15 protein-coding genes are annotated in these 15,232 nt (G+C 44.6%); 5 read left to right on the top strand and 10 right to left on the bottom strand.

Features of this window, described 5'->3' with window-relative positions; all coding sequences use genetic code 11:
- Positions 1–13: 13 nt before the first annotated feature.
- The gene (locus IEX60_RS15280; protein ID WP_188752148.1) at positions 14–1,537 is read right to left on the bottom strand and encodes a TlpA disulfide reductase family protein; all 1,524 of its coding nucleotides are present in this window, start codon (positions 1,535–1,537) and stop codon (positions 14–16) included.
- A 389-nt stretch (positions 1,538–1,926) separates the two neighbouring features.
- Here IEX60_RS15280 and IEX60_RS15275 point away from each other — a divergent pair, with 389 nt between their 5' ends.
- Positions 1,927–2,202, top strand: a complete 276-nt coding sequence (locus IEX60_RS15275; protein WP_188752146.1) for a helix-turn-helix domain-containing protein — start codon at positions 1,927–1,929, stop codon at positions 2,200–2,202.
- A gap of 5 nt (positions 2,203–2,207) precedes the next feature.
- On the opposite strand, the gene IEX60_RS15270 is transcribed toward IEX60_RS15275, so the two are convergent.
- Positions 2,208–3,080: a HEPN domain-containing protein gene (locus IEX60_RS15270; RefSeq protein ID WP_188752144.1), complete on the bottom strand. Its 873-nt coding sequence runs from the start codon at positions 3,078–3,080 to the stop codon at positions 2,208–2,210.
- Positions 3,081–3,152: 72 nt separating this feature from the next.
- Between IEX60_RS15270 and IEX60_RS15265 the strand changes: the two genes are divergently transcribed.
- Together IEX60_RS15265 and IEX60_RS15260 are read left to right on the top strand one after the other, a co-directional pair.
- Positions 3,153–3,443, top strand: a complete 291-nt coding sequence (locus tag IEX60_RS15265) for a hypothetical protein (protein ID WP_188752143.1) — start codon at positions 3,153–3,155, stop codon at positions 3,441–3,443.
- A gap of 145 nt (positions 3,444–3,588) precedes the next feature.
- On the top strand, positions 3,589–3,969 hold the full coding sequence (locus IEX60_RS15260; RefSeq protein WP_229717588.1) for a nuclear transport factor 2 family protein: 381 nt from the start codon (positions 3,589–3,591) through the stop codon (positions 3,967–3,969).
- A gap of 352 nt (positions 3,970–4,321) precedes the next feature.
- Here the strand turns inward: IEX60_RS15260 and IEX60_RS24840 are convergent, their stop codons facing one another.
- The 6 genes from IEX60_RS24840 to IEX60_RS15225 all read right to left on the bottom strand — a co-directional run bounded on the left by IEX60_RS24840 (position 4,322) and on the right by IEX60_RS15225 (position 12,257).
- A complete protein-coding gene (locus IEX60_RS24840; protein WP_229717587.1) occupies positions 4,322–4,759 on the bottom strand; it encodes a hypothetical protein in 438 nt (145 codons plus the stop codon).
- A 5-nt stretch (positions 4,760–4,764) separates the two neighbouring features.
- Complete coding sequence (locus IEX60_RS15250) at positions 4,765–5,043, bottom strand: hypothetical protein (RefSeq protein ID WP_188752142.1); 279 nt, start codon at positions 5,041–5,043, stop codon at positions 4,765–4,767.
- 78 nt (positions 5,044–5,121) lie between these two features.
- Complete coding sequence (locus tag IEX60_RS15245; RefSeq protein WP_188752141.1) at positions 5,122–9,321, bottom strand: hypothetical protein; 4,200 nt, start codon at positions 9,319–9,321, stop codon at positions 5,122–5,124.
- Between the two features lie 99 nt (positions 9,322–9,420).
- Positions 9,421–10,617 carry a protein NO VEIN domain-containing protein gene (locus IEX60_RS15240; RefSeq protein ID WP_188752140.1) on the bottom strand — a complete coding sequence of 399 codons (1,197 nt, stop codon included), beginning with the start codon at positions 10,615–10,617 and terminating at the stop codon, positions 9,421–9,423.
- A 125-nt stretch (positions 10,618–10,742) separates the two neighbouring features.
- Complete coding sequence (gene istB, locus IEX60_RS15235; protein WP_188752139.1) at positions 10,743–11,504, bottom strand: IS21-like element helper ATPase IstB; 762 nt, start codon at positions 11,502–11,504, stop codon at positions 10,743–10,745.
- Between the two features lie 414 nt (positions 11,505–11,918).
- Complete coding sequence (locus tag IEX60_RS15225; protein ID WP_188752137.1) at positions 11,919–12,257, bottom strand: hypothetical protein; 339 nt, start codon at positions 12,255–12,257, stop codon at positions 11,919–11,921.
- 519 nt (positions 12,258–12,776) lie between these two features.
- Between IEX60_RS15225 and IEX60_RS15220 the strand changes: the two genes are divergently transcribed.
- Both IEX60_RS15220 and IEX60_RS15215 read left to right on the top strand, forming a co-directional pair.
- On the top strand, positions 12,777–12,983 hold the full coding sequence (locus IEX60_RS15220) for a DUF2683 family protein (protein WP_188752135.1): 207 nt from the start codon (positions 12,777–12,779) through the stop codon (positions 12,981–12,983).
- Between the two features lie 2 nt (positions 12,984–12,985).
- On the top strand, positions 12,986–13,276 hold the full coding sequence (locus tag IEX60_RS15215; RefSeq protein WP_188752133.1) for a type II toxin-antitoxin system RelE/ParE family toxin: 291 nt from the start codon (positions 12,986–12,988) through the stop codon (positions 13,274–13,276).
- A gap of 287 nt (positions 13,277–13,563) precedes the next feature.
- Here the strand turns inward: IEX60_RS15215 and istB (IEX60_RS15210) are convergent, their stop codons facing one another.
- Both istB (IEX60_RS15210) and IEX60_RS15205 read right to left on the bottom strand, forming a co-directional pair.
- The gene (istB, locus tag IEX60_RS15210; protein ID WP_188752131.1) at positions 13,564–14,325 is read right to left on the bottom strand and encodes an IS21-like element helper ATPase IstB; all 762 of its coding nucleotides are present in this window, start codon (positions 14,323–14,325) and stop codon (positions 13,564–13,566) included.
- A gap of 53 nt (positions 14,326–14,378) precedes the next feature.
- On the bottom strand, positions 14,379–15,232 hold an 854-nt coding region (locus IEX60_RS15205; RefSeq protein ID WP_188752128.1), incomplete at its 5' end, for a Mu transposase domain-containing protein.

Genomic DNA, 15,232 nt, shown 5'->3' with positions numbered 1-15,232 from the left:
ACGGTTTAAGGAATTAGTTGGTTAATGGTAATTCGGTTCGGTTCTGGATGGAAAGCGGTTCCCGGCGCATTGCCCTTAGGATATTTTCGCGGGTCATGGCTTTCGGATGCGGTACGGCCAGCAGCCTGCCTTCGGCAATCCATGCAGTGCCGAAGCCGGTGAGGTACCGGGCAAGTACCACTTTATTGAGCAGTGTATCGTTTACCACCGTGGGCCATTCCCAGGGCCATCCGCCTCGCCTTTCAGCAAATGAGGGAAGATTCTTCGGGTAGTCGTATACCAATACGGGCAATACCGCAAGGTCGCCTTTATCAAGGGTGGCTTGTATGGTATCCAGTTTGGCGAGTGAAAGCAGGCAGGGTTTGCACCAAGTGGCCCAAAAATCAAGCACGATCAGCTTTTTATCCCGGTAATCGTTGAGCGTGATGGTATCCTTCCCGCCGGTTGGCGGGTGATTCGCTACCTGTAGCGGCAAGTGCCATAGCGCTTCAGGAATGGAATCCCCGATCTGTAAAGGTCTCATGCTATCCACGAGCGTTCCTTGCTGTACGTTCGTCTGGGCGTGCGCTCCTTTGCTCATCCCCAATAGGAGAAACAGTGTCAATCCCAAAGCGAGGCCCAGCCCGCTACGGGCTGGAGCCTTCGCATGGGTCCAAACACATGATTCTTCGAAATTTCTTCGACCGGTGTTCGACTGTTGTTCGAGACTTGTTCGACAATCCTTCGATAGCGCTTCGACAATTGTTCGACTGGGCTTCGGGAAACCTTCGACAACGCTTCGGGAAAATGCCGAAGCACAGCCGAGCAACAGCCGGACGATTGCCATGCCATATTCGAACCAATCCCAGGTGGTTGACGGGCGCGCCACACTCCACCCCCTTTCGGGGCATTCTTGGAGATGGCTTCGGAGCTTCGTCGTACCTTGGTTTGGTCTTGGTTTGGACTTGGTCGTACCTTGGTTTGGTTGGAACAGATCAAGTGCAAACCGAGGTGGCTCTGAGTTGGCATTGAGCTCCGAAGCCGACCCGAAGCAGACTCCAGTAGCATCCCTGTCCGCTCCGTCCGCTATCCCACTCCTATCCGTATATGCCTTTCTCCCGCTATGTAGCCGCTTACCCTTCGCTAAAGTGCCGCTTTTTGGGCTTTTTACCGAAGTATATGCGGGACATATGGGGATGGGACCCGAAGGGAGGGTAAGGGAAGGTGGGATGACGCACGGGATTGCCCCTGCTTTCCGTAGGCCAGGCAAACCAACGCCTGACTTTCTCCTGCCCTTGTCCTGCCGTCTACTAGGCCACGAGTAACCGGTATCCGAGTTTTGACTAAGATTTTGATTGGTACGGGCTAAATACGTCACGGTCGATTCATAGTAAATGGCAGGAGAAAGTGGGAAGAAAGTACGGAGACAGGCTGGACTTGTTCGCGAGTTTTCTGCGTAACTATTCCGCTTCTTAAGTGCATATTGCAGATGTATATGGGGAAACGGTGGTATTCGTTTAAGGCAATACGAGTCCCCTAAGCGTAAATTTTGCTTCATATTCTGTAGGTTTGATGAATGGAAAATCAAAAGTAGAACTGCTGCTTTAATGCCAAGGCAGATCAGATTGAACATGAAACACTTATTACTCCGGTGCGGAAATGATATTAATAATGGGGTTTTGTAATGGGAATAGTTGGTATTTATGCGGAGCAGCACAGGGCACAGACCTCCCCTGCTCGACTGTGGTTGAGCGTGAGAAACTACGCGACCAGTAAATAAAGGAGGCCGTGCTCGTTATGCTGTTGCTTGTATTCTTAGGTTCCATTCCATGTTTAGTTTTGGTTTCTCACGCCTAACCACATGGATAATGAAGCAAATATACTTAGTAATTTGAAATATTCCAAATTTGGTATAATATTTCTTTATGTTTACATGTCTCTTTGTCTATGGCCGAACAGTATATAGACAAAGAGACCTTGAAAAAAGTCAGGGAGAAATTGTGGGCTGTTTCGAACGCCAAAAGTATCACGCTAGAAGATATCCAAGATCGAACTGGTTTTAGCTATAGTCAAGTATACAGAATTGTTCGAGGGACGAATAATATTTCTGTAAGTGGTTTGGTGGCCGTTTGTAAAGCCTTGGAAATTCAACCTTCCGAGGTATTTGAATTCAAAGTCAAAATACCAAAGCACCTCCCTACTCGAAAAGATAGAAAATTATAGGAGGCTCATAATGCAGCTATCTTACTCTCACATAGTTGCAACGCCATTTTTTCCAAATTTTCCACTTTTCCAATGAGCTTCTTTAAGTCTTCGGCATCTATAAAATAGTCATCTTGATACCGCGCATCCAGATAACTATTATTTAATATGTCAAACAACCGATACTCCTCTGCGTCCCCAGATGGATGCTTAAAAAGTTGGTTTAATTCCTCACTGATATGCTTGGAGTATTTCCTATATACCTTTAGCTTGTGAGTCTTCGGCTTATAACCCGTATAAACCAAAAGAATACCACCATAGAATTTTTCAGCAGCTTGGTTAAGGTTGAAGATTACTTCATTTAATGGATCATTAATTTTAAGTGCTTCAACTAGTGAGTTTCTTGTTATATTAAGGAATCTGGAACCGCTCGTAATCCATTTATTAAAATGACGAGCGGCTAATTCCTTCTCTTGGTCTTTAGCTAATGGTTTGGATTCAACGAATTCAAACTTACCATTATCAAACAACACAACACCCTCACTGACAATATCCCTAAAAAAATACTGACCCATTTCGAGGCCCTTGTTGACGTAATCAATTGAATGAACAATTGGACTTACATCATTTTTATACTTCAAAGTTCGATTTTCGATTTTGCTTGCGACATCGTGCTCTTTTTCCTTATCTCCATTTGACAATACAACTAAGATATCATAGTCGCTGATGTATGAATACGTGGCGCCTTTCTCGACATACTCATCTTCCACCCATTTGTCGGATGTATGACTCCCAAACAAAATGATTTTTGCGGGATCGGCAATCTCCCGTATTATTTTAACGATTTCGGCAAGTTCGCTTTGTTTCCCTTCCGGCAAATGTGAAAGATTACGGTTCATGCCAGTAAAGTTAGAAAAAATTTTCGCATAAGCCGAAACAACAATACTAATATTTATAGTAAATTTGCATCCATGAAACAAGGAAGAAAACGAAAAACAGAAGTCGTCAATCCGCAAGTACTGAGACAAGAGTTATATACCAAACATTTGGAGAAAATTCACCCAACCATCAAAAAGAACCTGCAAATAGATGGTGTTCTGGATGAAGTATGCCATCATTTGGTGGACTTGGATTTTCAAGAAAGGCAATTGCCTTATTCTTTTAAAGGGCTGTGTGACTTCACCCGGCTATATGATTACTTCACTGACTCTTATATTCATGTACATTACAAGGGCAAGAATTATCGGTTTGATGCGAAATAGATTTAAAACAAGCATTTAAGCAAACAAATCCTAAGATTATAGCCCTCTTATATAACACGTTATTGTGTATATTTGAGTCTTAGTGGTAACTAGACACGATAGAAACCTAAAACTTGCAAGATCAAAAAGCGGAAAACATTGCAATATGGACGAAACAAAAATTAGCAGAGAAGATGTAATGGAAGTGGAAAACAGGCTTTTTTCGGCTCAGCTTGTAAGTGATGTCGACATGCTCGATAAACTGTTGCACGATGACCTGATCGCAGTTACTCCTACTGGGCAGGTTTTAACCAAAGAAATGGATCTAGACTCGCATAAAGCGAAAACAATGGTTATTGAGCACGCGTCAACAGAAATTGACGAGATTAAAATCACGGGCAACACAGCCCTCTCAATCGTGACCATGACCGCGAAAGGAAAAGTGATGGGGGCGCCATTAGAGGGAAAATTCCGTTATTTCAGAGTTTGGAAACGCTTTGACGATGGATTGAAAGTTATCGGTGCAAGTTTTATGCAACTGCCGTAGTTCAAGGACCGTACGTCGTCAAATTAAAGTGGACAACGGCTCAGAGAGGGTTTCCGTCATAAAACAGGTCTTTTGTGTTAGACTATCCGGTTTTCTTTGTTTTCCAGGTAATGGCTATGGGAATCAGGAGTCCACTGATAAATCAAACGAAGAAGTTTTTTAAAAATCACTAAAAATAATTGCCTGGCTTTTCAAATTTGTGGAAACTGAACTATTAACTCATCTTCGTATTAAACTCAACAATGAAAAACCGCCCAGTCACCAAACATCTCGCATGATCGGTGACCTAACTTATCAGAGAGAGGCTGCGGAGTGAGTGACTTTGTTATCCAAATATTGGGGTCTTTATTTGCTATTTTACAATCTTTTCAATTGAGGCCTCGTCCACTTTCAACCATCTTAATATTTTCTTTGCGATGGATTTGTCCGTTTTTATCGCCTCGTCGAATTCGTCCATTAGTCCGCTCGCCCAAAGCCGTTCGTTAACGGTCATTCCTGAGAGACCTTCGATTTGCCGGATACGGAAAAAAGTCTGTTCCTCCATCAGCTTGTCGTATACATATTCACAGGCCTCATTTTCAGTCGCAAATATACGCACCGAATGCTTTTCGCCATGCTCCCTAAAGTATGTCTCGTATTGGACGGTGTATCGCCCTGCATATATGGTTAGCGCGATTTTGTCATTATCGTCTGTCGAACCGTAAAGCCCATGAAGGTAATATCGATCAGCCGGAATGCCTTTTTCTTCTAAGCGGGTGTGCAGGTCAGCTAACGTCATATCCGTTTCCATTTGTTTTATCCGAACCAAAGGATGTTCATTTCATCCAGGAACGATTTGTCCTTAATGGGCAATTCCTCACCTAAAACGGAATCAATACCACATTTTGGACAGATAGCGGTTTGTCCGCCACTAGGCTCTTCTATCCATTCCGTAATCTCCTCCGGTGAAAATAGCTGCTTACAGTAAAAACAACCGCACAGGCCTCCTCTTAACAGTTCTTCTTTATGAGATGAGCTCTTCCGATGGGCGGCTTTTAAGTAATTCCGGCTATATTTTTGATGGTGCTTTTCCATGTGGTTGTCTAGAAAAGTGATGGTTTACAAAGTTTATGCTCATCATTTGAAGTGAATAGATTTGTTAACAAAGCTGCACTAAAGATCATAATAATTGCTATGTATCAAATAAGCCTTGCAATTAGATTGCTCCATTAACACAAACCAAATTCTACAATTCTGCCAATGCGCTTGATTTTTGTCTACTATTGAATTGGAAGTCATTGTACTCCTAAACTCCTTGCAAACCCAAACAGGAACTAGACCGTGCTCTTTTAGGGCCGACTCCATACCGTTTCTATCAGCTATTAGCAATTTCTGCTGCAGGTCCGGATTTTCATAAGTAGAATGGGAAATGGCTTTTACTCGACGATTCCTATCAAAATAGGAAACCTTGTCGGACTGGTTGATCGCTAGGAGCTCACGCAAAAACTTGGATGGAAACTTAAAATGTATATCGCTTTGGGTTGCCGTTTGTTCGACTAATTCGGTTGTTGTAGGATACGCTTCGATGACGATACCATTTTTTTCTGCAAGCATGATTTCAGTATCATGTTCTTCTATTTGTTTACGCCAGATAACGTCCAATAAGGAATTATAAACATGTCCTCTTATTCCAGCGTTGAGATGGTCTGTCGCAAACCGGATTTTTTCTCCATCGATTTCATTTAAAAGCGATGTCAGGTGTCGCTGGTCTGCCGCATCAATCAACAAACAAGAAATTTTCAACCATGTACGGCCGATTCCGTTCGGTTCGGGCATAGCAAGATGGGAATCCAGTGTCAGCCAATCATCGATGACCTTATCCTTCTCATGAAAGAGATTCAGCTTATTAGGATGAAGCCACTTTTCGAAATCGTAAACAAAATTGGCCGTAGTCCATTGCTTGATATCTTGTTTGATTGTTGAAGTCGTATAGTTTAGTTCAGGAGAAAAGTCTTCTGGCACAAACCATCCAATCTTATCAGAACTTAAATATTCAAGTTTCACCAATTCTTTGTGGGCCGGGTTATTGATGTGAAGTATTCTACCGTAATCATCCAGAAAGCTCTTGTTGCTTCCTTCATAGAAAGGAAGACGATCTGCCAAATACCCTTGTATCTCATGAACCGCCGAAATCAAATATTTTTGCTCGAACGTACGAAATTGACGATGACCAATATCAGCGAAGCCGTCCGCTTTATTCCAACCGATATCTTTTATATACTGCAGGGCGACACGGGTAAAAAAATCCTTAGGCGAATCCGTCGACTTATGTTCTATCAACAGATTCTTCATTTCTGTATTGGGTATCCCACCACGCTGATATTCAACAAAATTTCTAAAAGCATCTTCAATGCTGTTCCAGTAAAGGTCACGTTCTATTGGGTAAATGCCATCGCGGCTGATAAACCCGTCTGGATGATACTTAAGAAGATCATTACCTTTGCTATACGGTGGAACGCAATCCTTATAATCCTTTTCCTCACAGATGCCGAGATGATAGGCTTTCTCCATAAAGCAGCGACAAGCATGCCTTATGACCGAATTTCTGATCTTTACAATCTGTTCAGGATGAAAAATATTATCTTGAATCCAAACCACCAGCCGATCGACGTTCTCGGTCTCCCCATCAATTAACGTTGCAAGCCCGTACATCACGCCGGCTAGTTCTTCCTGGATTTGAGCGTCTTGACACGGAAAAAAAATCACGTCTAACAAAGCCACGAAGCCCTCGATTTCATTTAACGCCCAAGAAGTTAAATCGGCTTTGATTTTGTCTCGTATTATATTGGACGTTGTACTCAATACCCATGAGAATAATAGCGGTTCCTGTTTTGGTTTGGATAAGATAAATAGTGTCCGGTATTCAAAAACAAGCGATAAATGAGAATGTCCTTCAATATCATGGTCATCAGGGCCTGACCAAAACTGGTCACGCTCGTAAAGACTTGGAAACGCCAATAGTGTCTTATGAATAATGTTTTCAACGATGTTTAGATCTTCACGGTTGGCATTCGGAAGAACAAAGTATTCAACAAATCGGTCACGGTCGATTATAAACAACTGTTGTAAAAATGGTTCGAATTGCTGATACAATTTTTTTGAAACCTTTGATAGTACCTTGAATTGAAGCTGAAGCAACTCCGATTCATTGAGATCATTCGTCCAAAGCCCGTCCTGCCCTACGAGCTGATTGTGATCCGTTAGCAAACCCAATGCGATTAATTCACGTACATACGCGAAGCGCTCCTCTAAAATCAGCTCAGGAACATTCTTTAATTTCCCTTGCACAATGGTTTCCGTATAGCGGGCCGCCAGCAGGTAATCGAAAAAAGACTGGATACCCGGTTCGTATTCCTGCCTATATGTCAACCCGTCATTGGAAGGGGTCGAATGAGACAATAAAAAGCCATTATCGATAAGTTTATCCAGGAGATGACCAATATCGCTTAACGGCAAAACCTGCTCGAGGTCGTTGTATAAAAGTTTCCTCAGTCTAGTTCTATCGATCGATTTTTCTTCCGTAAAATACCGGCTGATCAATTGCAGAGTGCTTCCTACCAGATGGTCGTTGATTGAAAACCTGTCTTTGACGGAATTCAAATACTCGCGTTCCATCCTCTCAATCTTCTTTCCCAGCAGTACCCAGGTAGTATTGAACACCGGGTTGGGAAACAAATCAGTTAAATCTTTCCCTTTGTATTCCTCACAAAAAAGCCTCGCAGACAAGGCATTCTCAAATGAATAAATTATCCATGGCGTTTTGTCGTATTTAATATTGAAATGTTCCAGGTAGTTGTAATATACGTGCAGGTCAGCTGAGTACACATCTTGCCTTTTTATTCGTTCGTCGTTACGATGTAAAGAAAAAGGGTCTTGATTCGTTGGCGGGTAGTTTCGGCAGCTGAACAGGAAGGCTATATTAGGGAATCGTTCGATCCAAACTTTGGTCTCATGGATCAGTTCTCCCCACTTCGCCGGGTCGTCACATTCATCAATGCCATCCACGCATATCAGAAATTTCAGTTGATGATTTAGCCATTTGTCCTTTTCACCAGCCGCACGGGATACCGAGGCGCCCCTGGCCATCGAACTTAATGCGGAAAACAATTGATCCACGCTCCAGTCCGAACAGGCTTGGAGCGAATCTGACAGAATCATTTTCCAGTTTAAATTCTTACAATCTTTTGCGCGTATCAGAAGAGAAGGCAATCGGAATCTCAATCTTTCTTCAACTTCAAACGCCAACGCATGGGTTTTCCCCGTGCCAGCCGGACCGAGTATAATGTAATTGTGGGCTTGGAATCTTTCGTGAAAACTATTCAGATACTGTGGAAGATGGATTCGATGTAGTTCGTCCAACAGCCTGCATAACTTGATTTTATCCTCTCTCAATCTGTTGGGAACGCGGGCTTCCGACAACTTTCTCGTGATTGGATATATGCTGAATTCATCGTACTCAAACACGGAATTGACGCAATTGCGTTCAATTTCCTGTGATAGTTGTCGATAGTGAACAAGCGTGAGCTTTAAATTATCTACCAGTGCGATCAGCTTCCCTTTCAGATCGTCGTCAAGAGGTACGTCTAAGAAGCTGCTTAGTAGATTAACCGATGTTTCCAATTTATGAAACACCTCTTGAACTGATTCTAATTCTTTCTTTAAATATTGATCGGATATGGTTACCTCATTGACGATTTTGGAAATTGTGTCCTTATTATGGAGCTCGGGAAAATACCGATCGGATAACCAGCCTGCCTTTGCCTCCTCGAATCGCGCCGTCAATGTATCAAACGAAATTGCCTCTTTCTCAAACCAAAATCGAATCAGTCCTTCGTTAGCGGGATGTCCCATCTCCGTAATTATGCGCGTTTCAAACCAATATTCGATCTTCAGGCCGTCGTAACTGGACTCTATTGTAATTTGTAAATCATTTAACTTCGATTCTTCTGTTTCAGTTAGCACCTTCCCCCTTTGGCCTCTTCGCATCGATTGGTTGTCGCGGGGTATACAGATAATATAATGACGTATGTCGGGCCTTATTGCCAAAGCATTTTTTATGGAGTTTTCAATCTGGCTAATTTGACCCTTACCTATCGATTTTAAAAACCACTTTGCTTGGAGACCTACAATTTGTCCATTCCCGCGTCGTGCATATGCTTCAACCCCCCCATCACCACCTGCTCCGTTCACTACGCTGAAGTATGAAATGTCATCATATTGGCGTTTCACCCAATTTTCAAATAATTGGGAACAGAGTGTTTCAAATGCCCGCTCCGGTGCATTGCTGTATGTGTTTAAGTTTACTAGTTGCATGTGGTTATAAAGGTAAAAGAAATCACTTTTACATTCTACTTGTAACGGCCCTCGTCATTAGAACTCGGCCATAGCCTCCAATCTCCGTCTAACTTGCTCTTAGTTGTTTTTAAACCTAACCCGATAAGTTGAAGGTGTTAGACAGATATCGCTCATATCGCCACGAAAGATTCGGCAGTCCGCACGGTTAGTCTTTTCTTCCAAGTTATACACCCGATAGAGGTAATAACGATCACCCTCTTTACGGCTGCGTTCGAGTTCGTTTCTGGTGACATGGAATGTATTTCCCAAAGCTCCTTTTGTGGTTTTTACTTCAATAAAAATATCCTTGCCGTCCAAACCATAGGAGTGAATATCGTATCCCGTTCCGTCTCCGTCTTCATTTGAAACCATACGTACCTTCCTGGCCAGCTTGCTTAATCCCGCGGCTTCTAACTTCAATTTTTCCTGCTCAAAGACCCAAAGCTCACCTAAATCACCGATTCGTTTCGCTTCTATACTGTTCTCAAGAAAATTAACGAATCTACCCTCAAAATTTGGATTTTCCCTGACATCAGTCGCAACCCGAGGAGATTCGATCGCGTGGTAGTTGATAGAGGGATGCGAAGGTGTATCCGTAACTTGAATGGCGTCCAGGTGTCTGACAACCGCATAGATGAAATCCTGAGTCAGGATGTGTAGGTTTTCATCGTAATAGCAATCCTTTCCAATGCGATCTTTATGAAGCTTAAGTAATTGCTGGTCCTCGGAAATGTGATGCCTGACGATATTGCAGACCTTGTAGTAGTGGATAATTGTTTCAAAACTGCCAGCTTTCGGCTTGGTAAGGTAAAGTTTTTCAGAAAACTTTTCGTACATCTTATACTTGTACAGGTAGTGAATCTCCGGATATCGAAGCGAGAGGTAAACAATAATTGCTCGAAAATCCTGATATGTATTTCTCCGATTGGGGAAATATTTGAGATTCAGCTCCCTTGCAACTTGCTGAAATCGGTACATGCGTCTTTCCATATCCTGTTGTTCATCGTAAAGATCAGTGAAAAGCCTCCGAATAGTTTCAGGCTCCCGTTCAGCAAAGGCAACTATCATACGCAAGGGAAAGTACTGCCCGGATTTCAATAGATTGAATGTTTCTTCAATCGCCCGGGAGAGCATCTCCGAGAAATCAGACGCATTGATGTCCCAATGGTCGTGGAAGTGTTTAACTGCTCTCCATTTATAAAGTTCCTCTCTATTTATATAGGCGAATTTCTCTTTATATGCTATCAGGTATTGCTTTAGATATTTTACGTTCATAATAAGGCTGATTGTAAGCGGTAATTAAAAGTGCAGCGTTTTTGGCAATCAGGAATACATAGTTTTCGGCAACAAATAGTGCATAACAATGGCAACAATAAGTGCAGAACGTGTGCAAATGTATATCAGTCTTTTTGATTCTCAAAGAACGATTTTCGATTTTTCATTCTGTAGCTATCGCCGGATAGCCTGATTATCTCACACCGGTATAGCATTCTGTCCAGTAGAGCCGTTGCAATCACTTCGTCATCAAGCATTTTCGCCCATTCCGCCGGTGCTTTGTTTGTGGTGATCACGATGGATGCATTTTCATAGATTTGGTTGATGAAGTTGAAGAACGCTACGGCGATTTCCTTCTGCAGGGGAAAAAGCATGATATCGTCGATAACGATGAGGTTTGCTTTCATGAGCCTGCGGTATTCGGTGTTCTGGGAAGGCACGGCATCCTTTGTCCGCAGGGTATTCACGATATCCTGCATGGTCCTGAAATAGGCTCTGTAACCGGCCTTCACGGCGTCCAGGCAGAGTCCTGAGGCGATCCTTGTCTTTCCCACCCCGGATGGTCCCATGAGCACCACGTTGAAGATCTGGTCTATCCAGTTGAGTTCGCGGAGCTGGCCCATTTTCTTTGCCGACATCCCGTTGTCCACGGTGGTATCGAAGCCGTCCAGGTCGGCTCCCCTTGGCAGCCCGGCTGTTTTCAGTCGTTTTGCTTCATCTCTCCGGGAGCGGTGATCCGCCTCTGTCCTGAGCAGTCTAAGGGTAAAGGCCGCATATCCGGTGTTTTCTTTTTCCGCATCCTGCAGGGCGGTATCCAGCCCGGGGTATATCCCCCCGAGCCTGAACTGTTCGCATAACTGTCTGATTTCCTGTTTTACTGATTCCATATGATTGTTCTTGATTTATTGATTCCTTTTCCGTTTGTGTCGGGGCGGGCGTTCAGCCCCCTCCCAGCAGTGCGTCGTAATCGGATATGTCGCTCCTGTCAGGCTGTATGTCAGCGCCGGGTATCCTTCCCCCGCCCAGCGGATTCATCCGTATGACCCTGGCTTCCCCCTGCCGGGGCNCATTGTTCTGCATTCATTGTTGCCGAAAACTGTGTATTCCTAATTGCCAAAAACTCTGCACTCTTAATTACCGCTTACAAAAGCTCTCCATTTGCTTCAAATTGTTGTATGAAGCTACTTGGTGGGTCTTCTTTACAGTCTTACGTTTGGTCTGCGTCTTGGAGACAGCATCCAGCATGCGTATAATAGCAGCCNGAGGACCTTAAAGAATTGAATCCCTTCATTTGTTACTCGTCAATATTCCTTATAAATTTCGCCATCCAATTTAAATTCGCCCAGTTCCACCAACTTTTCCATGCGCGCCATGCCTTCGGCCCAAGCTTGGTCTCTTGTTTCAGCCAAGAAATAGTAGAACAGCCGCTCAGGCTCTCCATCTATTTCGATTATTTCGTGCTCATTTTTGATCGCTTTGTCGCAGTCGGCGGGGTTGGAGATGACAGACAACATAGCCATCCCACTCTTATACAAAATCGCGCAGTATGGGTTACGCTTCTTATCTCCCTGAAATTGGGGGTTTAATACCATTTCCCGGATATACCGTTGGTCTACTTGCGCAATAGGGATATCCGGCATCGTCTTAAGAAAATTGTAAAGTCTTTTTGGTAACGTCTCTGTTTGCACGCTTTCTATCCACTCCCTTACAGTCAAACCATCCACTTCTTCTTAATAGGCTGTTCCCTCGGTGTAGGTATAGTGAATTCTTTCTACAAGAGTTTGAAAATTTTCTTACGTTCTTTCTCACTCAAGCTTTTCAGAAGCTTTTTTTAATTTCATATCAACCAATTGTTATAAGCAGACCTTCCATTCTGGAATATCAAGCCGATCGGAGGTTACCCTTCCTCCCATAATCAAATAGATAAGACAGCTGCTATTCTTACAAAGAAAGACATTCAAATTGCTATTTCAAAAGGTTGCTTCAAGTTGATTGCTCGCGAATTCCCCATAACTAAAATCCGGGTTATTGACGGACTCCCGGGTATATGCTCAATTCCATTGAGCACCTCCGAAAATCCTACCTTTCCAGAGAGCGGGCACAAAATTTTGATTGTATGAATCCATATATGTAACTTTGTTAGCAAGCACCTTATAGTGATGACTACGTTGACAGTCCATATCGAAAACAAAAAATCCGAAAAAGCGGTCAAAGCTGTTTTGGATGCTTTGGGGGTCAAATATGAACTCGAAGAGTCCGTTACTTTTCCAGAGCGTGTCATAACGAGTGTGCGTAAGGCGCAAGAAGACGTAAAAGCTGGCCGAGTTAAAAAATATGAAGGCCTTAATACGCTCCTAAACCAATAATTGTGGGATTATCTGTCCAGTATGCCGAAACCTTTGAAATAACTTTTAAGGCACTTATTGACTTTTTAAGAGAAAATTGGGGAGACAAAGTGGTGACAGACTTTGTTGAAGAAACTGAAAAAGTGATTGACTTAATCACAAATTTTCCTCGAATGTACAAAGCCAGTTCTTTTGATCAAAACGTTCGTGTAGCCCCAATTAATAAATTAAGTTCCTTATTTTACGAGGTTACAAATAAACATATTACGCTGTTGCATATTATTGACACACGGCAAGAACCTTTTTGGCTATAGTCACATTCCCTCTTTCCTGTTCGAACAAGTCGAAAAAACCATCGATCTGCTATTCACCAAGTAATATCAAGGCCATAATTAGTTATGAAGGAATCTATCGGATGGAGACTTATGAATATCCCAAAGAAGCAATACGCGAATGTCTGCTAAATTCCGGAGCGCATAAAGATTATTTGTAAGCGGTACTTAAAAGTGCAGCGTTTTTGGCAATCAGGAATACATAGTTTTCGGCAACAAAGAGTGCATAACAATGGCAACAATAAGTGCAGAACGTGTGCAAATGTATATCAGTCGTTTTGATTATCAAAGAACGATTTTCGATTTTTCATTCTGTAGCTATCGCCGGATAGCCTGATTATCTCACACCGGTATAGCATCCTGTCCAGTAGAGCTGTTGCAATCACCTCGTCATCAAGCATTTTAGCCCATTCCGTCGGTGCTTTGTTTGTTGTGATCACGATGGAAGCATTTTCATAGACCTGGTTGATGAAGTTGAAGAACGCTACGGCGATTTCCTTCTGCAGGGGGAACAGCATGATATCGTCGATGACGATGAGGTTTGCTTTCATGAGCCTGCGGTATTCGGTGTTCTGGGAAGGGACGGCGTCCTTTGTCCGCAGGGTGTTCACGATATCCTGCATGGTCCTGAAATAGGCTTTGTAACCGGCCTTCACGGCGTCCAGGCAGAGCCCTGAGGCGATCCTTGTCTTTCCCACCCCGGATGGCCCCATGAGCACCACGTTGAAGATCTGGTCTATCCAGTTGAGCTCACGGAGCTGGCCCATTTTCTTTGCCGACATCCCGTTGTCAACGGTGGTATCGAAGCCGTCCAGGTCGGCTCCCCTTGGCAGTCCGGCTGTTTTCAGTCGTTTAGCTTCATCGCGCCGGGATCGGTGGTCCGCCTCGGCCCTGAGGAGCTTCAGGGTAAAGGCCGCATACCCGGTGTTTTCCTTTTCCGCGTCCTGCAGGGCGGCGTCCAGCCCGGGGTATATCCCCCCGAGCCTGAACTGTTCGCACAACTGTCTGATTTCCTGTTTTACTGATTCCATATGATTATTGTTTTTGGTTTACTGATTTATTCCTTTGTATAGCCGCCGGAGGGTCAGCCACCTCCCAGCAGTGCGTCGTAATCGGTGATGTCGCTCCTGTCGGGCTGTATGTCAGCGCCGGGGATCCTTCCCCCGCCCAGCGGGTTCATCCGTATGACCCTGGCTTCCCCCTGCCGGGGTTGGCTTTGGGCGGCCAGCCGGGCCGCTATGGCCCTGAAATCGGCGGCGCCGTCGATGCCGTTGGCCATGCAGTATTCCAGCGTGCGCGCGGCCACCTCCGGCTCCAGCGCGCTTACCGTCTGGGTGAGCGCCTGCACCTGGTCACGGATATAGCGCGGTTTGCTGTCCCTTACCCGTTTCAGCCACGCCATTGCGGCATCCCTGTCCGGCATCATGGCCGCCAGGCATTCCATCATTTCGGCCGCCCCGGCGCTCTTGTCGCGCTTATGGTCGGTGTGGATGATCTTCTGCCCTTTCAGCGGCGATACGCGGTGCGTGCATACCGTGCTACCCATCGCATCAAGCACGGTGATCACGCCATCGGAAGGCTTTACCGTTACGGTCGTGCCCGGGCCTGCGTAGGTGCCCAGCGGCACGCTGTACAGGTTGCCCTTCCAGCTGATGGTATTGTCGCGCCTGACGGCGTGCACGGGGTATTCCTGCTTCGGAACGGCTACCGGGTAGAACGGGGCGAGGTACCCCTGTTCGATCTGCAGCTCATCGCGGGGCACCTTTCCCGTGGTACCGTGGGGCAGGTTATTGGCCGTGCGGTGAAGCCAGGCGACCGCTTCGTCATTGAGCGTTTCCGGGTCCCGGTAATACCTGTTGTACAGGAAATTGCGCTTGACGTATTTGACCACGTTCTCCACCTTGCCCTTGCTCTCGGGGTCTGCTTTGCGGCAGAACC

The sequence above is a fragment of the Parapedobacter defluvii genome (genome assembly GCF_014642075.1).
GTDB classification, from domain to species: Bacteria; Bacteroidota; Bacteroidia; order Sphingobacteriales; family Sphingobacteriaceae; genus Parapedobacter; species Parapedobacter defluvii.
This window is presented reverse-complemented; position numbering and strand designations above follow the sequence as displayed.

What these genes read in the sequence shown, in the direction of transcription:
- IEX60_RS15250 (WP_188752142.1), bottom strand. Translation starts at nt 5,043, where the DNA reads ATGGAAAAGCACCATCAAAAATATAGCCGGAATTACTTAAAAGCCGCC.
- IEX60_RS15270 (WP_188752144.1), bottom strand. Translation starts at nt 3,080, where the DNA reads ATGAACCGTAATCTTTCACATTTGCCGGAAGGGAAACAAAGCGAACTT.
- IEX60_RS15245 (WP_188752141.1), bottom strand. Translation starts at nt 9,321, where the DNA reads ATGCAACTAGTAAACTTAAACACATACAGCAATGCACCGGAGCGGGCA.
- IEX60_RS15275 (WP_188752146.1), top strand. Translation starts at nt 1,927, where the DNA reads ATGGCCGAACAGTATATAGACAAAGAGACCTTGAAAAAAGTCAGGGAG.
- IEX60_RS24840 (WP_229717587.1), bottom strand. Translation starts at nt 4,759, where the DNA reads ATGGAAACGGATATGACGTTAGCTGACCTGCACACCCGCTTAGAAGAA.
- istB (WP_188752139.1), bottom strand. Translation starts at nt 11,504, where the DNA reads ATGGAATCAGTAAAACAGGAAATCAGACAGTTATGCGAACAGTTCAGG.
- IEX60_RS15280 (WP_188752148.1), bottom strand. Translation starts at nt 1,537, where the DNA reads ATGAAGCAAAATTTACGCTTAGGGGACTCGTATTGCCTTAAACGAATA.
- IEX60_RS15240 (WP_188752140.1), bottom strand. Translation starts at nt 10,617, where the DNA reads ATGAACGTAAAATATCTAAAGCAATACCTGATAGCATATAAAGAGAAA.
- IEX60_RS15225 (WP_188752137.1), bottom strand. Translation starts at nt 12,257, where the DNA reads ATGCCGGATATCCCTATTGCGCAAGTAGACCAACGGTATATCCGGGAA.
- IEX60_RS15260 (WP_229717588.1), top strand. Translation starts at nt 3,589, where the DNA reads ATGGACGAAACAAAAATTAGCAGAGAAGATGTAATGGAAGTGGAAAAC.
- istB (WP_188752131.1), bottom strand. Translation starts at nt 14,325, where the DNA reads ATGGAATCAGTAAAACAGGAAATCAGACAGTTGTGCGAACAGTTCAGG.
- IEX60_RS15265 (WP_188752143.1), top strand. Translation starts at nt 3,153, where the DNA reads ATGAAACAAGGAAGAAAACGAAAAACAGAAGTCGTCAATCCGCAAGTA.
- IEX60_RS15220 (WP_188752135.1), top strand. Translation starts at nt 12,777, where the DNA reads ATGACTACGTTGACAGTCCATATCGAAAACAAAAAATCCGAAAAAGCG.